Origin of the sequence: Calidifontibacillus oryziterrae (assembly GCF_000331575.1) — a bacterium.
GTDB lineage: Bacteria > Bacillota > Bacilli > Bacillales > Bacillaceae_J > Calidifontibacillus_A > Calidifontibacillus_A oryziterrae.
This window is the reverse complement of the sequence record NZ_KB223527.1, coordinates 1,218,187-1,233,587: the sequence shown is the minus strand read 5'-3', so window position 1 is coordinate 1,233,587 and position 15,401 is coordinate 1,218,187. Positions and strand designations below refer to the sequence as shown.

The 15,401-nt window shown below is 36.6% G+C and carries 12 protein-coding genes; 10 read left to right on the top strand and 2 right to left on the bottom strand.

Annotation, left to right across the window (positions count from 1 at the left end):
• The first annotated feature begins 25 nt into the window (after positions 1 to 25).
• Positions 26 to 1,120, top strand: coding sequence for an ethanolamine utilization protein EutH (gene eutH, locus D612_RS0114635; RefSeq protein WP_017756233.1), 1,095 nt, complete (start codon positions 26 to 28; stop codon positions 1,118 to 1,120).
• Between the two features lie 125 nt (positions 1,121 to 1,245).
• A complete protein-coding gene (locus D612_RS0114630; RefSeq protein WP_017756232.1) occupies positions 1,246 to 3,351 on the top strand; it encodes a methyl-accepting chemotaxis protein in 2,106 nt (701 codons plus the stop codon).
• Between the two features lie 167 nt (positions 3,352 to 3,518).
• Here D612_RS0114630 and D612_RS0114625 read toward each other — a convergent pair whose 3' ends face one another.
• Entirely contained in the window at positions 3,519 to 4,841 is a 1,323-nt protein-coding gene (locus D612_RS0114625) for an S-layer homology domain-containing protein (RefSeq protein WP_017756231.1), read from the bottom strand.
• Positions 4,842 to 5,106: 265 nt separating this feature from the next.
• Between D612_RS0114625 and D612_RS0114620 the strand changes: the two genes are divergently transcribed.
• From D612_RS0114620 to D612_RS0114605, 4 genes are all read left to right on the top strand, one after another.
• Positions 5,107 to 6,474 (top strand): FAD-binding oxidoreductase, encoded by a 1,368-nt coding sequence (locus tag D612_RS0114620; protein ID WP_017756230.1) that lies wholly within the window; start codon positions 5,107 to 5,109, stop codon positions 6,472 to 6,474.
• Positions 6,475 to 6,616: 142 nt separating this feature from the next.
• On the top strand, positions 6,617 to 7,645 hold the full coding sequence (locus D612_RS0114615) for a TRAP transporter substrate-binding protein (RefSeq protein ID WP_017756229.1): 1,029 nt from the start codon (positions 6,617 to 6,619) through the stop codon (positions 7,643 to 7,645).
• 165 nt (positions 7,646 to 7,810) lie between these two features.
• Entirely contained in the window at positions 7,811 to 8,284 is a 474-nt protein-coding gene (locus tag D612_RS0114610; protein ID WP_017756228.1) for a TRAP transporter small permease, read from the top strand.
• Complete coding sequence (locus D612_RS0114605) at positions 8,281 to 9,546, top strand: TRAP transporter large permease (protein ID WP_017756227.1); 1,266 nt, start codon at positions 8,281 to 8,283, stop codon at positions 9,544 to 9,546. Before D612_RS0114610 ends, D612_RS0114605 begins: the two co-directional genes overlap by 4 nt.
• A 116-nt stretch (positions 9,547 to 9,662) precedes the next feature.
• Here the strand turns inward: D612_RS0114605 and D612_RS18415 are convergent, their stop codons facing one another.
• A complete protein-coding gene (locus D612_RS18415; protein ID WP_017756226.1) occupies positions 9,663 to 11,357 on the bottom strand; it encodes a methyl-accepting chemotaxis protein in 1,695 nt (564 codons plus the stop codon).
• Between the two features lie 268 nt (positions 11,358 to 11,625).
• On the opposite strand from D612_RS18415, the gene D612_RS0114595 reads away from it, so the two are divergent.
• The 4 genes from D612_RS0114595 (at position 11,626) to D612_RS0114580 (ending at position 15,258) form a co-directional block, all read left to right on the top strand.
• Entirely contained in the window at positions 11,626 to 11,949 is a 324-nt protein-coding gene (locus tag D612_RS0114595; protein WP_017756225.1) for a metal-sensitive transcriptional regulator, read from the top strand.
• Positions 11,950 to 12,050: 101 nt separating this feature from the next.
• Positions 12,051 to 14,459: a heavy metal translocating P-type ATPase gene (locus tag D612_RS0114590; RefSeq protein ID WP_017756224.1), complete on the top strand. Its 2,409-nt coding sequence runs from the start codon at positions 12,051 to 12,053 to the stop codon at positions 14,457 to 14,459.
• Positions 14,460 to 14,590: 131 nt separating this feature from the next.
• On the top strand, positions 14,591 to 14,791 hold the full coding sequence (gene copZ, locus D612_RS0114585) for a copper chaperone CopZ (protein WP_017756223.1): 201 nt from the start codon (positions 14,591 to 14,593) through the stop codon (positions 14,789 to 14,791).
• A gap of 53 nt (positions 14,792 to 14,844) precedes the next feature.
• Positions 14,845 to 15,258 carry an EAL domain-containing protein gene (locus D612_RS0114580; protein ID WP_017756222.1) on the top strand — a complete coding sequence of 138 codons (414 nt, stop codon included), beginning with the start codon at positions 14,845 to 14,847 and terminating at the stop codon, positions 15,256 to 15,258.
• Positions 15,259 to 15,401 lie beyond the last annotated feature (143 nt).

Genomic DNA, 15,401 nt, shown 5'->3' with positions numbered 1-15,401 from the left:
TATTAATAATAGGAGACTAATTAATATGGGGATCAATACTGTTATTGTATACATCATGGTAGCATTTTTATGTCTTGGGGCAATTGATAAATGTATTGGGAATCGCTGGGGATATGGTCAACGATTCACGGATGGCTTTATGGCAATGGGATCGTTAACTTTGGCAATGGTCGGAATTGTATCGTTAGCGCCAGTATTAGCAGCTTTATTAACGCCAATAATTTCACCTATATATGGATTGATTGGAGCGGACCCTGCGGCGTTTGCCAACACATTGCTCGCAATTGATATGGGTGGGTATGCACTAGCGAAAGAAATGGCACAAAGTCAAGATGCCGAGCTATTTTCATGGGTATTTTTAGGTACGATGATGGGGCCGACGATTGTTTTTACGATTCCAGTTGCATTAGGACTCATTGAAAAACAAGATCAAAAGTATTTTGCTAAAGGAATTTTGTTAGGAATTATTACGATACCAGTTGGCTGCTTCGTTGGTGGAATAGTAGCTAAACTAGATTTATTTATCATATTAAAAAATCTTGTGCCAACAATAGTTTTTTCAATACTAATTTCGTTTGGCTTATGGAAAAAGCCAGACAAAATGATTAGCGGTTTTCAAATATTCGGGAAATTTATTGAAATTATTGCAATTGCTGGATTAACGTTTATTATTGTTGAAACGTTAACTGGGATTACAATTATTCCAAATATGGCTCCTATTGAAGAAGGGATTAAAACAGTTGGAATGATTGCGATCATGTTAGCTGGTGCGTTTCCAATGGTTACTTTTATAACTAAAGCATTTAAAAATTATCTAGTAAAGCTTGGGAGATTGTTAGGAATAAGCGAAACATCAACGGCAGGTCTAGTTGCCTCGCTAGCCCATAATATTCCAATGCTTGCAATGTTGAAGGATATGGAGCCAAAAGGAAAAGTAATTAACGTTGCTTTTGCTGTAAGTGGAGCGTTTGTGTTTGGTGGTCACCTTGGTTTTGTTGCAGGTATTAATAAGGAAATGGTATTCGCGATGATTATTGGAAAACTAGTAGGAGGGATTACGGCTATTATAGTAGCTGTAATGTCGACATCAGGTGACTATACTAATTTAAGTGATCGTTAAATTCCTGTTTCACCTTTGTAAAAAGTTCAAAAAATGTTCTAAACAATTAGTGACTTTAATCACAATATTTCGACTGTCGCTATAGTAAAATTACATGAAGCAAAGGTGAATGGGAGGAATCTAGGATGAAAAGGGTGTTTGCCCCAGGTACATATTTAATTAACCGCTTCAAGTATTCAGGAAAATTTTTGCTAATTGGTGCAATAATGCTAATCCCATTACTTGTACTTTCAATATTGTTACTTAGTGAGATTAATGATGATATACAAGTAGCTGAACAAGAAGTATTAGGTGCTAGCTACAATAATGAAATGAAAACATTCTTAAAATATATGCAGCAACATCGTGGAACTACAAATACGTATTTAAATGGAAATGAATCCTTTAAGGAGAAGATGATTACGATCCAACAACAGCTTGCTGAATCTGTTAACAGGATCGATCAGTTAGATAATAAAATAGGGGCTGAGTTAAGAACAACTGAAGCATGGCTTGCTATTAAAAATAAATGGGAGCCAATGCCTGAAAAAGTACTCACAATGAAAGCGCCAGATAGTTTCGCACTCCATACAGAAGTTATTGATGACACGTTGGAATTAATTAAAACAGTTGCAGATCATTCCAACCTTACCGTTGTATCCCAATTAGAATCCAGTTATTTAATGCAATCAATTGTTACGGACTTACCTGTATTAACAGAATATATGGGAAAGGCTCGCGGATTAGGCTCAGGTGTGGCAGCTAAGGGTTCGATGACGGAAGAGGAAAAATTAAGCCTAATTTCTTTCATTAGTTTGACAAAAGAATCCGCGAACAATATATCTAGGGCATTTTCTGTTATCAATAAAGAAAATCCAACTGTTGGAGCTGAAATAGAAGAATCTGTTCAAACCTCAGAGAAGGCAGTGGCAGAGTTTCTTCATGTTTTTGAAAATAAGATTGTTAAAACAATTGATATAGATTCAGCAACGTTCTTTGATTTAGGTACGGTTGCTATTGATCATAGCTTTAACTTATATGAGCTTGAAACAAAAGTTTTAAATGAACTATTATCCGAAAATGTCCAACAATTAGCTATAAAGAAAACAATAATAATTTCGATTGTTACATTGTTAATAGTTGTAATAACATATCTTGGTATTTCCTTCTTTTTATCAGTTAAAGAGACCGTTAACGATTTAGTTAACATTTCCGGTGAAATGGCCAAGGGGAATTTAACTGTGCGAACAAACATAAAGTCCCGTGATGAATTGTTGCTAGTCGGCAATGCCTTTAATCATATGGCTGAATCATTCACGGCAATGATTGAAAAAAGCCAATTAGCCGTCAATCAATTAGCTACAGCGCTTGATCAATTGTCAGCAAATGCGGATGATACAGATGAAACATCAATACAAATAGCGAAATCGATTAACAATGTTGCTAGTGGTGCAACAAAACAATCTACGCATATTGGTTTAATAGGAGAAATGTTAGAAGACACAAAAGGCCAAGTAGCCTTTGGATCAAAAAAGGTAATGAAGGCATTGCAGCAAGCAATCGAATCAACGAAGTTTGCTAATGAAGGAAACGCAGCGATCTCTGAAGCAATTAGCCATTTAGGTGATGTAACAAGAACTGTAGAGTTTGCGACGGATTCAATTCAAAAATTAGGGAAAAGATCTAATGAAATCGGCGGTATTATTAAAGTCATTACTGATATTTCTGATCAAACGAACCTTTTAGCGCTTAATGCAGCGATTGAAGCGGCAAGAGCAGGTGAACAAGGCAAGGGCTTTGCTGTTGTTGCTGAAGAAGTACGCAAGCTGGCGGAGCAGTCTAATGGAGCAGCAAAAGAAATTATTCGTTTAATTGATGCAATTCAATCTGAAACATCGGTAACCGTTAGAACGATGGAAAGTAATTTAACTGCAGTACAAGGCCAGGTTAACATCATTGAAAAGGGCGGGGAGTCGCTCAAGGAAATAGTAGCTAACGTTGAAGAAACGGAAATAAGTGTAAAAGATGTTCAAGACGTATTAATAAAGCTTGAAACCAACTCGGAAAATGTCTATAAATCGGTCAAAGATATCGCAGTTATTATAGAAGATACTGCAGGTTCAGCTGAAGAGGTAGCATCCGCAGCACAGCAGCAATCAGCAACCGTTGAAGATATGTCGACAAACGCAACTGCGCTAGCAAAACTTGCAGATGAACTGCAGGAAGAGATTCAAAGATTCAAAATATCATAATAAATGAGGTAATAGTGATGGGAACAATCAATTTTGATGTGGTGGTAATATGCCCATAACTTTACAATCACTTTCATTTTTAGATCAATTGAGCAAGTATTTTCCGAACTTTCGATTGAAGAATATTAAGCAAACAAAAGAGCGCGGCTATGGCGCTCTTTTATATTTTATTTCAAACCATATGCAGTGTTGTCGACCACCACTGAACCGTTAAATACAGGATTTTCTATATCAAATTGGTCAACTAAATCAGCCTTTAATTCTTTAATTTCAACATCATCTTCCGTTAATTTAATAGAATAGTCATTTAAAAACTCAACCAAATATTCAAGTGCTTCTATACCACTCTTATTTATTGTCGTATTGCCTTTAACAATTACTTTGGCAGTGAAGGTTGTCGAGGATTTTCGCTCGTAGAAAATCTCCAAATAAAACGCATCATCACCTAAAATTCGGATATCTATACTATCAACATCATCAATTTGCTTTAAAAGATTTGTTATTTCTTTATCATCAGATGCTGATTTTGCTTTTAAAATTGTTATTTCTTCTGCCTTGTTTAACTCAAAAGTAATGGTCATATCTTCTTCTAAATCTCTAATTCTTGCACGTTTACCATCTATATATATTTTCACATCATTTGAAAGCTCATACTCTTCATCGTAATATTTCCATTCACCATTTACCTTTTTCTTTAGCTCAATTGTAATCTCGTCATCATCTATTGATTCAATTACCCCTTGATAAGACTTTTTATCATCTGTATCATCATCTGAATCATCATCATCTTCTAACTCAACTTTTAAATCAAGTAGACGATTTAAAAAGACAGCCATTTCTGCTCGTGTTACTGGCTTATTTGGTTGGAACTTCCCATCTCCATAGCCAGTTACAAGATTATTCATTGCTGCAAATAGTAGCAATGATTTTTCTTGATCAGATAATTCATCTATATCTGTAAAAGTAATATCATCAAGTTCAACATCAAACTTTTCGCCAAGTAATTTGACTAATAGTGTTGTGACAAAAAGGCGAGTGGCTGGTTTGTTAGGGTTTATGTTTTTCGTGTTCTCCAACAACCCCCGTTCAATTGCAATGCCAAAGCTGTTGCTAGCCCAATTTCCATTGAAAGGGTTTAAATTCGATTTTAGTGATTCCCCTTCCTCCATCTCTAATACTCTCACGATTAAGGAAACGGCTTCGCCTTGTGTAACTGGTTTATTAGGTTGAAAAGAAAAATCCTCGTAGCCTCTTATTAAGTTAAGAGCAGCAATCTTTTCAATTTCTGTTAAAGCCCAGTGCTGTCTGACATCTTTAAAATTTACTTTTTTCGTAGGCTTTGACTTTAGAATTTGTGCCCACTTTGCGTTTCCATTACCATTTCCTTTACCATTTCCGTTTACTTTTGCGTCAACACCATAAGGAATAGCGGTTGTTGCTAATGAAGCTGCAACTGCAAGTGGTATTGATTTTTTTATCCAGTTTTTCATGAAATTTTCCTCCCCTTAAACAATTAAGTAAATATTTTCAATAAACTATTCGAGATCACATTCACGTTTATGGGTTAATTTAGAAAAAATACCAAAAATATTTTTTGGGATATATAGAAAAAAAGCCGAATCGACAAAAACTACTATAATAAGACAATAAACTATTAATTTTTTAATAAAGTAACTTTCTAAATATTTAATAAATTGTTATTATAGTAAATAATTATAGTAATAGATATTTTCAAATAATGCTGGAGGGGTAGAAATGGATTTTATTAATGAATTGCAGCAAATATTTCCAAAAGACCGAGTAACGACTAATGAAACCGTTCTCGATCAGCATAGTGTGGATGAATCATATAATGAACCGGCACGGCCAAACGTCGTTGTTTTTCCTATTACGACGGCTGAGGTTGTCGAGGTAATGAAAGTAGCAAATGCGTACGATGTACCAGTTATTCCATTTGGATTAGGCTCAAGCCTAGAAGGACATGTAATCCCATATAGCGGGGGAATTACTATTGATTTTTCACAAATGAATCAAATCGTAGAAATTCGAGAAAAAGACTTCCTCGTAAAAGTCCAACCAGGTGTAACAAGATCACAATTAAATAAAGAGCTTAAAAAATATGGGTTGTTTTTCCCGGTAGATCCTGGTGCGGACGCGACAATCGGAGGAATGGCCGCAACAAATGCAAGTGGAACAACTTCAGTCCGCTATGGAATAATGAGAGACCAAGTCCGAGATTTAGAGGTTGTCACAGCTGATGGAACCATCATCCATACCGGTAATTTAGCCGCAAAATCATCATCAGGCTATCATTTAAACTCTTTATTTGTTGGTTCAGAAGGAACATTAGGAGTTTTTACGGAAATTACACTGAAAGTATACGGTATTCCGGAATATACAATGGCGGCAAGGGCAGTATTCCCTACAACAGAACATGTTGTTAACGCGGTTGTGTCGATTCTTCAAGCAGGGATCCCAATTGCACGGAGTGAACTAGTAGATGCTCGTTCGATTCAGCAAGTAAATCAATTCAGTGGAACATCATATCCGGTTGCCCCTACATTGTTCTTAGAGTTCCATGGGAATGAAGCAGGCTTAAAACAAGATGTAGAATTTACAAAAGAGCTTGTTTTTGATCAAGGCTGTCAGGATTTTACGTTTGAAACAGATTCTAAGGCTGTTCATCAGTTATGGGAGGCTCGCCATAATCTTGCTTATGCATTTATTCACGGTACTCCTGGCAAAGAAATGATGGTAACCGATGTTGTTGTACCAATTTCTGAATTAGCGGGAGCAATCCACGATGCTCGTGAAACAATGGATAAAGCGGGCATTGATGGAGCATTGTTAGGACATGTTGGTGACGGTAATTATCATGCACTTTTAATGATTGATAAAAAGAATCGAGAAGAAGTTGAAAAAGCTGAAACATTCAATAAGCACCTTGTTGAATATGCGCTAGCACGTGGCGGCACATGTACGGGAGAGCATGGCGTTGGGGTCGGCAAGAAGAAATATCAAAAGCTTGAGCATGGAGAAGCATTGAATACAATGGCTTTAATCAAAAAAGCATTGGATCCGAAATGCTTGTTAAATCCAGATAAAATCATTGATAAATATTAATAACCATTAATGACCATTTAAAGGAGGGGATGCTTGTAAAAAAAGATTTCAAAATAAACAGCTATGTTTAGGTGGCGTGCTTCGAGTAACAATGATGGTTAACATAGCAAGATACAAAGAAAAAATATTTAGGGGGATCTCAATGAAAAGGAAAAGTTTATTAGCATTAGTTTTAACATTGGTATTAAGTTTAATGCTTGCTGCATGTGGCGGCAACGAAACAGCAACTCAATCTAGTGAAGGTGGAGCTCCTGCTGATACTGGCGAAACTTTCGTATTAAAAGCAGGACATTCATTACCTGATACACATCCATATGAGCTAGCATTATTAGAGGTGGCCAAAAATGTTGAAGAGCGCACAGAAGGACGCGTTAAAATTGAAACATTCCCGAATAGTCAAATCGGTGCAGAACGTGAATTAACTGAGGGGTTAACATTAGGTACTGTTGATATCGTTGTTTCATCAACAGCTCCAATTACAAACTTTGTACCTGATTTAGGTGTGTTAGATCTACCATTTCTTTTTGATAGTCGCGAAAAAGCAGTTGAAGTATTAAATGGTGAGATTGGACAAGAGTTATTCGACAAAATTGGTGAACAAGGGATTATGGCAATGTCTTGGGGTGAAAATGGGTACCGTCATATTACAAATGCAAAAAGACCTGTAACGACACCTGAAGACTTAAAAGGTTTAAAAATTCGCACACAAGAAAATCAATACCATCTTGCTGCCTTTGAAGCACTTGGAGCTCAACCAACTCCAATGGCTTGGACAGAAGCTTTAACAGGTCTACAACAAGGTGTTGTTGATGCACAAGAAAATCCAATCATTGTTGCCGATCAGTTTAATCTGTTTGAATCTAATCAAAAGTATATGACTTTAACAGGACATGTGTATTCAGTAGCAATCTACATGCTAAGTCAGGCTACATATGATAAGCTTCCTGAAGATTTGAGAGAGATCGTAGTCGATGAGTTGGTAAAAGCAGGTCCATTTGAGCGTGACCTACTTGTAAAAATGGATCAAGAATCGTTAGAAAAGGTTAAAGCGCAAGGTATGGAGGTTATTGAAGAAGTAGACGTTGCTCCATTCCGTGAAGCAATTACATCAGTTTATGATAAATATGATAACCAAGATTTATTAAATCGTATTTTAGAAGCACAAAAATAGGTTTGAAAGATTAGGGGCTACCCTATGTTTTGGGGGCAGGCGCCTCTGGGACTCCATTTAGATAACAATGGAAACAGTGACTAAATGTTGTGTAGACCAGAGCGCCGGGCCCCTATCCATTTAACTACATACATATATCTCTAAAACTAGAGGAGGAAAATTAACATGAAAAAAGTAGTTGATGGGCTAAATAATGTCGTGAAGTATATTCTTTATCTCCTCTTAACGATATTAATTATTGCTGTATTTGCGCAGGTGGTTTTCCGGTTTGTCCTCGAGCAACCGCTTGCATGGACGGAAGAATTAGCAAGATATTGTCTTGTTTGGATTACTTTTTTGGGTGCAGCATATGCAATGAGCAAAAAAGCCCATATTGGATTAGAATTTTTTAAAGATAGGTTACCTAAGCTTGGTAGAGATTTTTTAACGATACTATCAGCACTTGTCAGTATTGCTTTTTTTGTCATACTTTTAGTTCAAGGGTATGAGTTAGTAAATCGATCAATGGCTCAGCTTTCTCCGGTTCTTCGATTGCCAATGGGCGTCGTATACGCAGTTATGCCAATCAGTGCTATTCTCCTCATAATTAATACAATTTCGATTACAATTCATGGTGTTAAAGGGGGAGCGCAGCGATGAGTGCATTATTGTTTGGACTTTTAGTTGTTCTTTTTATTATAAACGTTCCAATCGCTGTTGCTCTAGGTGTTTCAGCAGCAATTATTATCATTGTTCAAGGCGATATTCCGTTATTGGCTGTTATGCAACGGATGTTTAATTCCGTCGATTCGTTCCCGCTACTTGCAGTTCCGTTCTTTATTTTGGCAGGTAAACTAATGGAAACGGGCGGTATTTCAAAAAGGTTGATTCATTTTGCTGAAGTCATGGTTGGTCGTTTAAAAGGTGGACTTGGGATTGTTTCGATCATTGCCTGTGGATTTTTTGCAGCAATTTCCGGATCAGCCGCAGCAACAACCGCGGCTGTAGGCTCAATTTTAATTCCGGCGATGGTGAAAAAAGGCTATGATAAAAACTTTTCAACAGCTATTCAAGCAGCAGGTGGTACGGTAGGGATTATGATTCCGCCAAGTGTTCCGCTTGTACTATTTGGGGTAGCGGCTGGTGTCTCAATTAGTGATTTATTTATTGCTGGTATTGTTCCTGGATTATTAGTAATGGGTTCACTTATGATTTTAGTTTATATCATTTCTATTATGAAGGGCTATGGTGGCGGAGAAAAGTATGGTTTTAAAGACTTTTTAATCGCTTTTAAGGATGCGATTTTTGCTCTGCTTATGCCAGTTATTATTCTAGGCGGTATTTATGGTGGGATCTTTACCCCAACAGAGGCAGCAGTTGTCGCAGTTGTATATGGCTTAATTATCGGATTGTTTGTATATAAAGAGATTAAGTGGAAGGATTTGGGCGAAATTTTTAATTCTTCCCTAGTCATTACATCTGTCATTATGTTCATTATGTCCTGTGCAGCAGTATTTGGGTATTTGTTAACACGTGAGAAAGTACCTGTAGAAATGACAGAATTAATGTTGAGTATTACAGATAACTGGATTGTCGCTTTGTTAATTATTAACGTGTTGCTGTTAATTGTTGGTACGTTTATGGAAACAGCGGCAGCGATCATCATTTTGACACCAATTCTTGCGCCGATAGCTACAGCGCTTGGCATTGATTTAACTCATTTTGGTATCATTATGATCGTAAACTTGGCAATCGGATTTATTACACCGCCGGTTGGTCTTAATTTGTTCGTTGCATCCAATATTGCCGGTACTAAATTTGAAAGCCTAGTTAAAGCGATTATTCCGTTTATTATTATAATGATTATTGATGTCTTAATAGTATCATTTATCCCATCAATTAGCCTAATGCTTGTTGATTAAATGAAAATTGCTGTATTTACGTTACGACAAAAAATATATAAAAATGTCCTTCATAGCAATGATGAAGGACATTTTTCTGTCGGGCTGATCTGGCAGGGCGATACCGTTTTATATTCCTATACGGTAAATCGATTTACTTGTTTTTGCAAACTTTCAGCTAGTTGAGCGAGTTCTACAGAACTAGCTGAAATTTCTTCGATGGTTGCAAATTGTTCCTCAGAAGCTTCTGCAACTGATTTTGCTGATGAGGCTGATTCCTCTGATATACTTGATATTTCTTGAATAGCAATAAGTACGTTCTGCGCTTTTTCATTAAATGCAATTAATAACTCATTAATGTTTTGTGTTTCAATTTCAGTTTCTTCAACCTGCACTACAATGTTTTTTAATGAAGCTCTACTTTTTTCTATCATATCTTCTTGGTTTTTAACTTCTAGTAAATTTTTCTCCATTAGAGCCACAGTATTAATCGTTTCTGTTTGGATAGACTTAATTAATTCTGTAATTTGTTTTGATGATTGGCTTGCTTGTTCTGCAAGTTTACGCACTTCTTCGGCGACGACAGCAAATCCTTTCCCGGCTTCCCCAGCTCGTGCCGCTTCAATCGCAGCATTTAAGGCAAGTAAATTTGTTTGTTCAGATATAGCCGAGATGGCTGTTATAATACCACCAATTTCTTCAGATCGTTTTCCAAGGTTTTGAACGGACTGTGCAGCATCATTAACTGTAGCTGTTATTGTTCGTAAATGATCGATGGCATCATTTATAGCTTCATTTCCTTCACGAGCGTATAGGCTTGATTTTTTTGCGTTTGACAGTGTGGTAGCTGCTTGATTTCGCCCATTAGATACTTCTATCGCTGTTTCTTCCATCATTTTTAAAATCTTTTCAGCATGCTCTGCTTGCTTAGCTGACCCATCAGCTATTTCTCCAATCGAGTTTGCAATTTCATTTGATTTTTGACCGGTTTCTTCTGCATGGGTAGCTAACTGTTCTGCACTTGCTACTGCTTGACTGGAGCTTTGCTTAACATTAGTAACTATACTTCGAATATTATCTATAAACTTATTCGTTGCTTTTGCTAAACCCCCAATTTCATCGCTCGTATCTATATTGAGTTGTTGAGTCAAATCTCCACCATGCTCTGATAAACTTTCCAGCTTTTTTAATAAAAGAGAAATTGGTTTGATAACCTTTTTTGAAACTAGTATCCAAACAGCTGCACAAATAAGTAGTGACAAAACAATAGAGATAACAGTAACGATAATCATATTAGAAGTTATTTGCTTGATAGTATGAATGGCAGTTTCAACTTGTATATTCGAATCCTCAACAAGTGCATCTACGTCGTCGTTAATTGCTGCAGCATCGCTATCGAACTGTTCCATCATCAAATTCCCTTGTTCAGGTCCACCATCAATATAAGCTTGAGCCATCTTTTTGCCTGAATCGTAATAGTCATGGAAATGATTTGTAATATCCGTTAACTGCTGTTTACGCTCAGGATTTAATTCTCCGAGCTCTATAAGGAGAGTATCTACACTTTTGGCATGCTTAGCGGCTTCATCGAAGCCATCATCTAAACCTTCTGAAGCTCTTGTTGCACTGATATCGGTTAACCATTGCTGTACTTGAACGACATTCAGCTTTAATTGTTCTGCTTTTACTAGTGTTGTAAAAAATTTATCATTAATTTCGTTAATTTCCTCCAGGTTCTTGTTAATACCTGTTACTTGTGCAACCAACACGGTAGTAAAAAAGATAAACATAAAAAAAATCGGTAAAAATAATTTTGCTTTTATCGTTTTCATTGCAATCATCCTTCCATATGTATAAATCAAAGTCGTTCAAGTTTTGATGCAACTAAACTATATGATAAAATTATTATACAGTAATAATATGTTAACTAACGTGTCAAAATAGTGTCGATTTACCAGCTGGAGTTGCAATTTAATAATATTTTTATATATCATTGACATAGGGTAGGGGAGTATACTATTATTAAATTATTCAGTAATTAGGTTTGCTTGGTATCTCATAATAATTTTATTTTCGAGCAATAAGAAGGGGACGATTAATATGGAATTGAATGAGATAGATGTTTGTGAGAACGGATGTCACGAACGACATAGCCATCATTCAGATAAATTGAAAAAAAATTTAGTTGCGAGGCTAAACAGAATTGAAGGCCAAATAAGAGGTATTAAAGGAATGGTTGAAAAGGATATTTATTGCGATGATATATTAAATCAAATAGCAGCCGTTCAAGCCGCATTAAATGGTGTCGGTAAAGTTTTATTAGAAGGCCATATGAAAAGCTGTGTAATCGAACGAATTCAAGCTGGTGAGGATGAGGTTATTGATGAGTTACTAACTACAATCATGAAGTTAATGAAGAAATAACTTTTCTTAGTATGTAATTCTTGTGTAAATTGTAGTATCGAATATACTATAGTGCGGTATAGTAATTTTTGCTATTAAATAGCAAGCGAGGTGATACCTAAATGGCTGACGAAAAACAGATAACGATACAAATAACAGGAATGACATGTGCAGCTTGTGCGAATCGAATTGAGAAAGGTCTTACTAAAATGGACGGTGTTCAAAGGGCAAATGTTAATCTTGCTTTAGAAAAAGCAACCGTTTCATTTGATCCGTCAATATCAAATGTGGCAGCAATTGAGGAGAAAATTGAAAAGCTTGGCTACGGAACTGTTAAAGAAAGTGTTGAACTTAAAATAACAGGTATGACGTGTGCTGCGTGTTCGGCTAGAATTGAAAAAGGATTAAATAAATTATCCGGTGTTACGAAAGCAAATGTGAACCTTGCGTTAGAAACCGCCCATGTGGAATACACAGGAGAAGTGAGCCTAGATGAGATTTTGCAGAAAGTAAAGGCCTTAGGTTATGAGGCATCAACGAAAGACGCTGATAACGGAATCGACAGTGATCATCGAGAAAAGGAAATTTCTAAGCAAAAGAAGAAATTACTGATTTCGGCACTACTATCCTTGCCGTTATTATGGTCAATGGTTGGGCACTTTACTTTTACATCGTTCATTTGGATGCCGGATATCTTTATGAATCCATGGTTTCAATTTGCGTTTGCAACACCTGTGCAATTTTATATAGGAAAGCAGTTCTATGTAGGAGCCTATAAAGCTTTACGAAATGGCAGTGCAAATATGGATGTCCTTGTTGCGTTAGGAACATCTGCTGCCTATTTTTACAGCTTATACCAATCGATCTTAGCGATAGGCAATGATCATCATAGCGTTCAATTATATTATGAAACAAGTGCTGTTTTGATTACATTAATATTACTTGGGAAATTATTTGAGGCGCTTGCAAAAGGCCGTACATCTGAAGCAATTAAAACATTAATGGGCTTGCAGGCGAAAACAGCAACCGTCATTCGTGACGGTCAGGAAACGGTAATTAAAATTGAAGAAGTAGCGGTTGGCGATACCATTATTGTTAAGCCTGGCGAAAAAATTCCGGTTGATGGCCATGTGATTGAAGGGCAATCGACAATCGATGAGTCAATGCTCACAGGAGAAAGTATTCCAATCGATAAAGCGATTGGCGATCAACTATTTGGAGCAACGATCAATAAAAATGGCATTTTAAAAATGAAGGCAACAAAAGTTGGGAAGGAAACGGCATTAGCACAAATTATTAAAGTTGTTGAGGATGCTCAAGGTTCAAAAGCCCCAATTCAAAGAGTAGCAGATAAAATTTCAGGTATTTTCGTTCCTGTTGTTGTCGGTATTGCTGTTGTTGTGTTCCTTGTTTGGTTTTTCGTTGTAACGCCTAATGACTTTGCAAATGCGCTTGAAAATATGATTGCAGTTCTAGTGATTGCTTGTCCGTGTGCATTAGGTCTTGCAACTCCAACCTCAATTATGGCTGGTTCAGGACGTGCCGCTGAATTTGGAATTCTATTTAAGGGTGGGGAACACCTTGAAAGAACTCATTTAATCGATACGATAATTGTTGATAAAACTGGAACGGTAACAAAAGGAACACCAGAACTTACTGATGTAATAGTAGCTAGGGGTGAAGAAGACGAATTTCTACGCTTAGTTGCTAGTGCTGAAAATAATTCCGAGCATCCTTTAGCAGAAGCGATTGTAGCCGGTACTAAGGAAAAAGGAATTGAATTGGCGAAAGCAGATCAGTTTGAAGCCATTCCCGGGTACGGAATTCACGCTGTTGTTGAAGGAAAGGATTTGTATATTGGGACGCGACGTTTAATGGCCAAACATAACATTGATATCGAAGCGGCAATTGAAACGATGAACATATTCGAGTCAGCAGGTAAAACGGCAATGATTGTTGCAATCGATGGTGCGTTTGCTGGAATGGTTGCAGTTGCCGATACAATTAAAGATACGTCAAAAGCAGCTGTAGAACGGTTGAAACAAATGGAAATTGAAGTCATTATGATAACAGGTGATAATGAAAGAACAGCACAAGCGATTGCACAACAAGTAGGAATTGAACACGTGCGAGCGGAAGTATTGCCAGAAGGAAAAGCAGAAGAAGTTAGAAAATTACAGGAATCTGGAAAGAAAGTTGCGATGGTAGGGGATGGTATTAATGATGCACCTGCGCTAGCAACTGCAGATATTGGGATGGCGATTGGTACCGGTACAGATGTTGCAATGGAAGCAGCGGATGTAACGTTAATGCGAGGAGATCTTCAAAGCATACCGGATGCGATTATAATGAGCCGAAAAACAATGAAAAATATTAAACAAAACTTGTTCTGGGCACTTGGGTACAATTCATTAGGTATTCCAATTGCGGCAATAGGTCTCCTAGCACCATGGGTAGCTGGGGCAGCTATGGCGTTAAGCTCTGTTTCTGTTGTATTAAATGCATTGCGATTACAAAAAGCAAAAATCTAAATGTCTTTTGTTACTACTAGCTTTAGAAAGGCTTATAACAAAATTTCTAAGTTTTATCGGATAAAATTGGGGTAAGATACTTAGTCCCATTTTATATAAATATTAATTAACAAAAGATTGGAGCGAATGATATGAAAAACGAAACATTAACAGTTGAAGGAATGTCTTGCGGACATTGTGTAAATGCAGTTGAAACAGCGTTAAAGGAAATTGGTGTCGAAGCAAAAGTTGACTTAGCAAGTAAATCAGTTGCGGTTACTTATGATGAAGCAACTGTAACAATAGAAAAAATAAAAGAGGCAATTGAAGATCAAGGTTACGATGTAAAGTAGAGAATTTAAACAGGCAATTGACAAATCAAGAGCCAACGAGAAGTTAATAAAAATTGAAGGGATGTCCGAAACGGGCATCCCTTTCATATTTATCTACATATGATATTGATTTTATTAAAATAGATTCTTCATTTATTAAAGAGATTGGGAAAAATAAACGAAAAGAAAGTATTATTTCAAGTTTGATTTCACTCGCAAGTGTTATGAATGTAAAAATTGTTGCAGAAGGAGTCGAAACGGTACAGCAGCTTCAATTTCTCCGCGACCGAAATTGTCATTTAATTCAAGGCTTTTTATATAGCCGTCCGGTAAATGTCAATCTTTTTGAAAAGTTTTTGGACCAGCCATTTATTAAGATAGACAATAGTTCCAGTACTAGACAAGCGTTACGTACTGAACGCAGAAAACATTACAGAATGAACTTTCCAAAACCAATTATTGCAGAAATGTTTCAAGAGCAAAATTAACCTTTGAAAAATATCATTTAAAGGCTAAATTTAAGCAGTATGTAATTATGGGCAGTAATATATTCCTCTTAATGCAACATCTTCCGACAAAGTTCAACAATTTTTAACAAATTTATCACAGATTTATATGCAACGATAATGTA

Coding starts and splice junctions, on each gene's coding strand:
- eutH (WP_017756233.1), top strand. CDS start 26: ATGGGGATCAATACTGTTATTGTATACATCATGGTAGCATTTTTATGT.
- D612_RS0114630 (WP_017756232.1), top strand. CDS start 1,246: ATGAAAAGGGTGTTTGCCCCAGGTACATATTTAATTAACCGCTTCAAG.
- D612_RS0114625 (WP_017756231.1), bottom strand. CDS start 4,841: ATGAAAAACTGGATAAAAAAATCAATACCACTTGCAGTTGCAGCTTCA.
- D612_RS0114620 (WP_017756230.1), top strand. CDS start 5,107: ATGGATTTTATTAATGAATTGCAGCAAATATTTCCAAAAGACCGAGTA.
- D612_RS0114615 (WP_017756229.1), top strand. CDS start 6,617: ATGAAAAGGAAAAGTTTATTAGCATTAGTTTTAACATTGGTATTAAGT.
- D612_RS0114610 (WP_017756228.1), top strand. CDS start 7,811: ATGAAAAAAGTAGTTGATGGGCTAAATAATGTCGTGAAGTATATTCTT.
- D612_RS0114605 (WP_017756227.1), top strand. CDS start 8,281: ATGAGTGCATTATTGTTTGGACTTTTAGTTGTTCTTTTTATTATAAAC.
- D612_RS18415 (WP_017756226.1), bottom strand. CDS start 11,357: ATGAAAACGATAAAAGCAAAATTATTTTTACCGATTTTTTTTATGTTT.
- D612_RS0114595 (WP_017756225.1), top strand. CDS start 11,626: ATGGAATTGAATGAGATAGATGTTTGTGAGAACGGATGTCACGAACGA.
- D612_RS0114590 (WP_017756224.1), top strand. CDS start 12,051: ATGGCTGACGAAAAACAGATAACGATACAAATAACAGGAATGACATGT.
- copZ (WP_017756223.1), top strand. CDS start 14,591: ATGAAAAACGAAACATTAACAGTTGAAGGAATGTCTTGCGGACATTGT.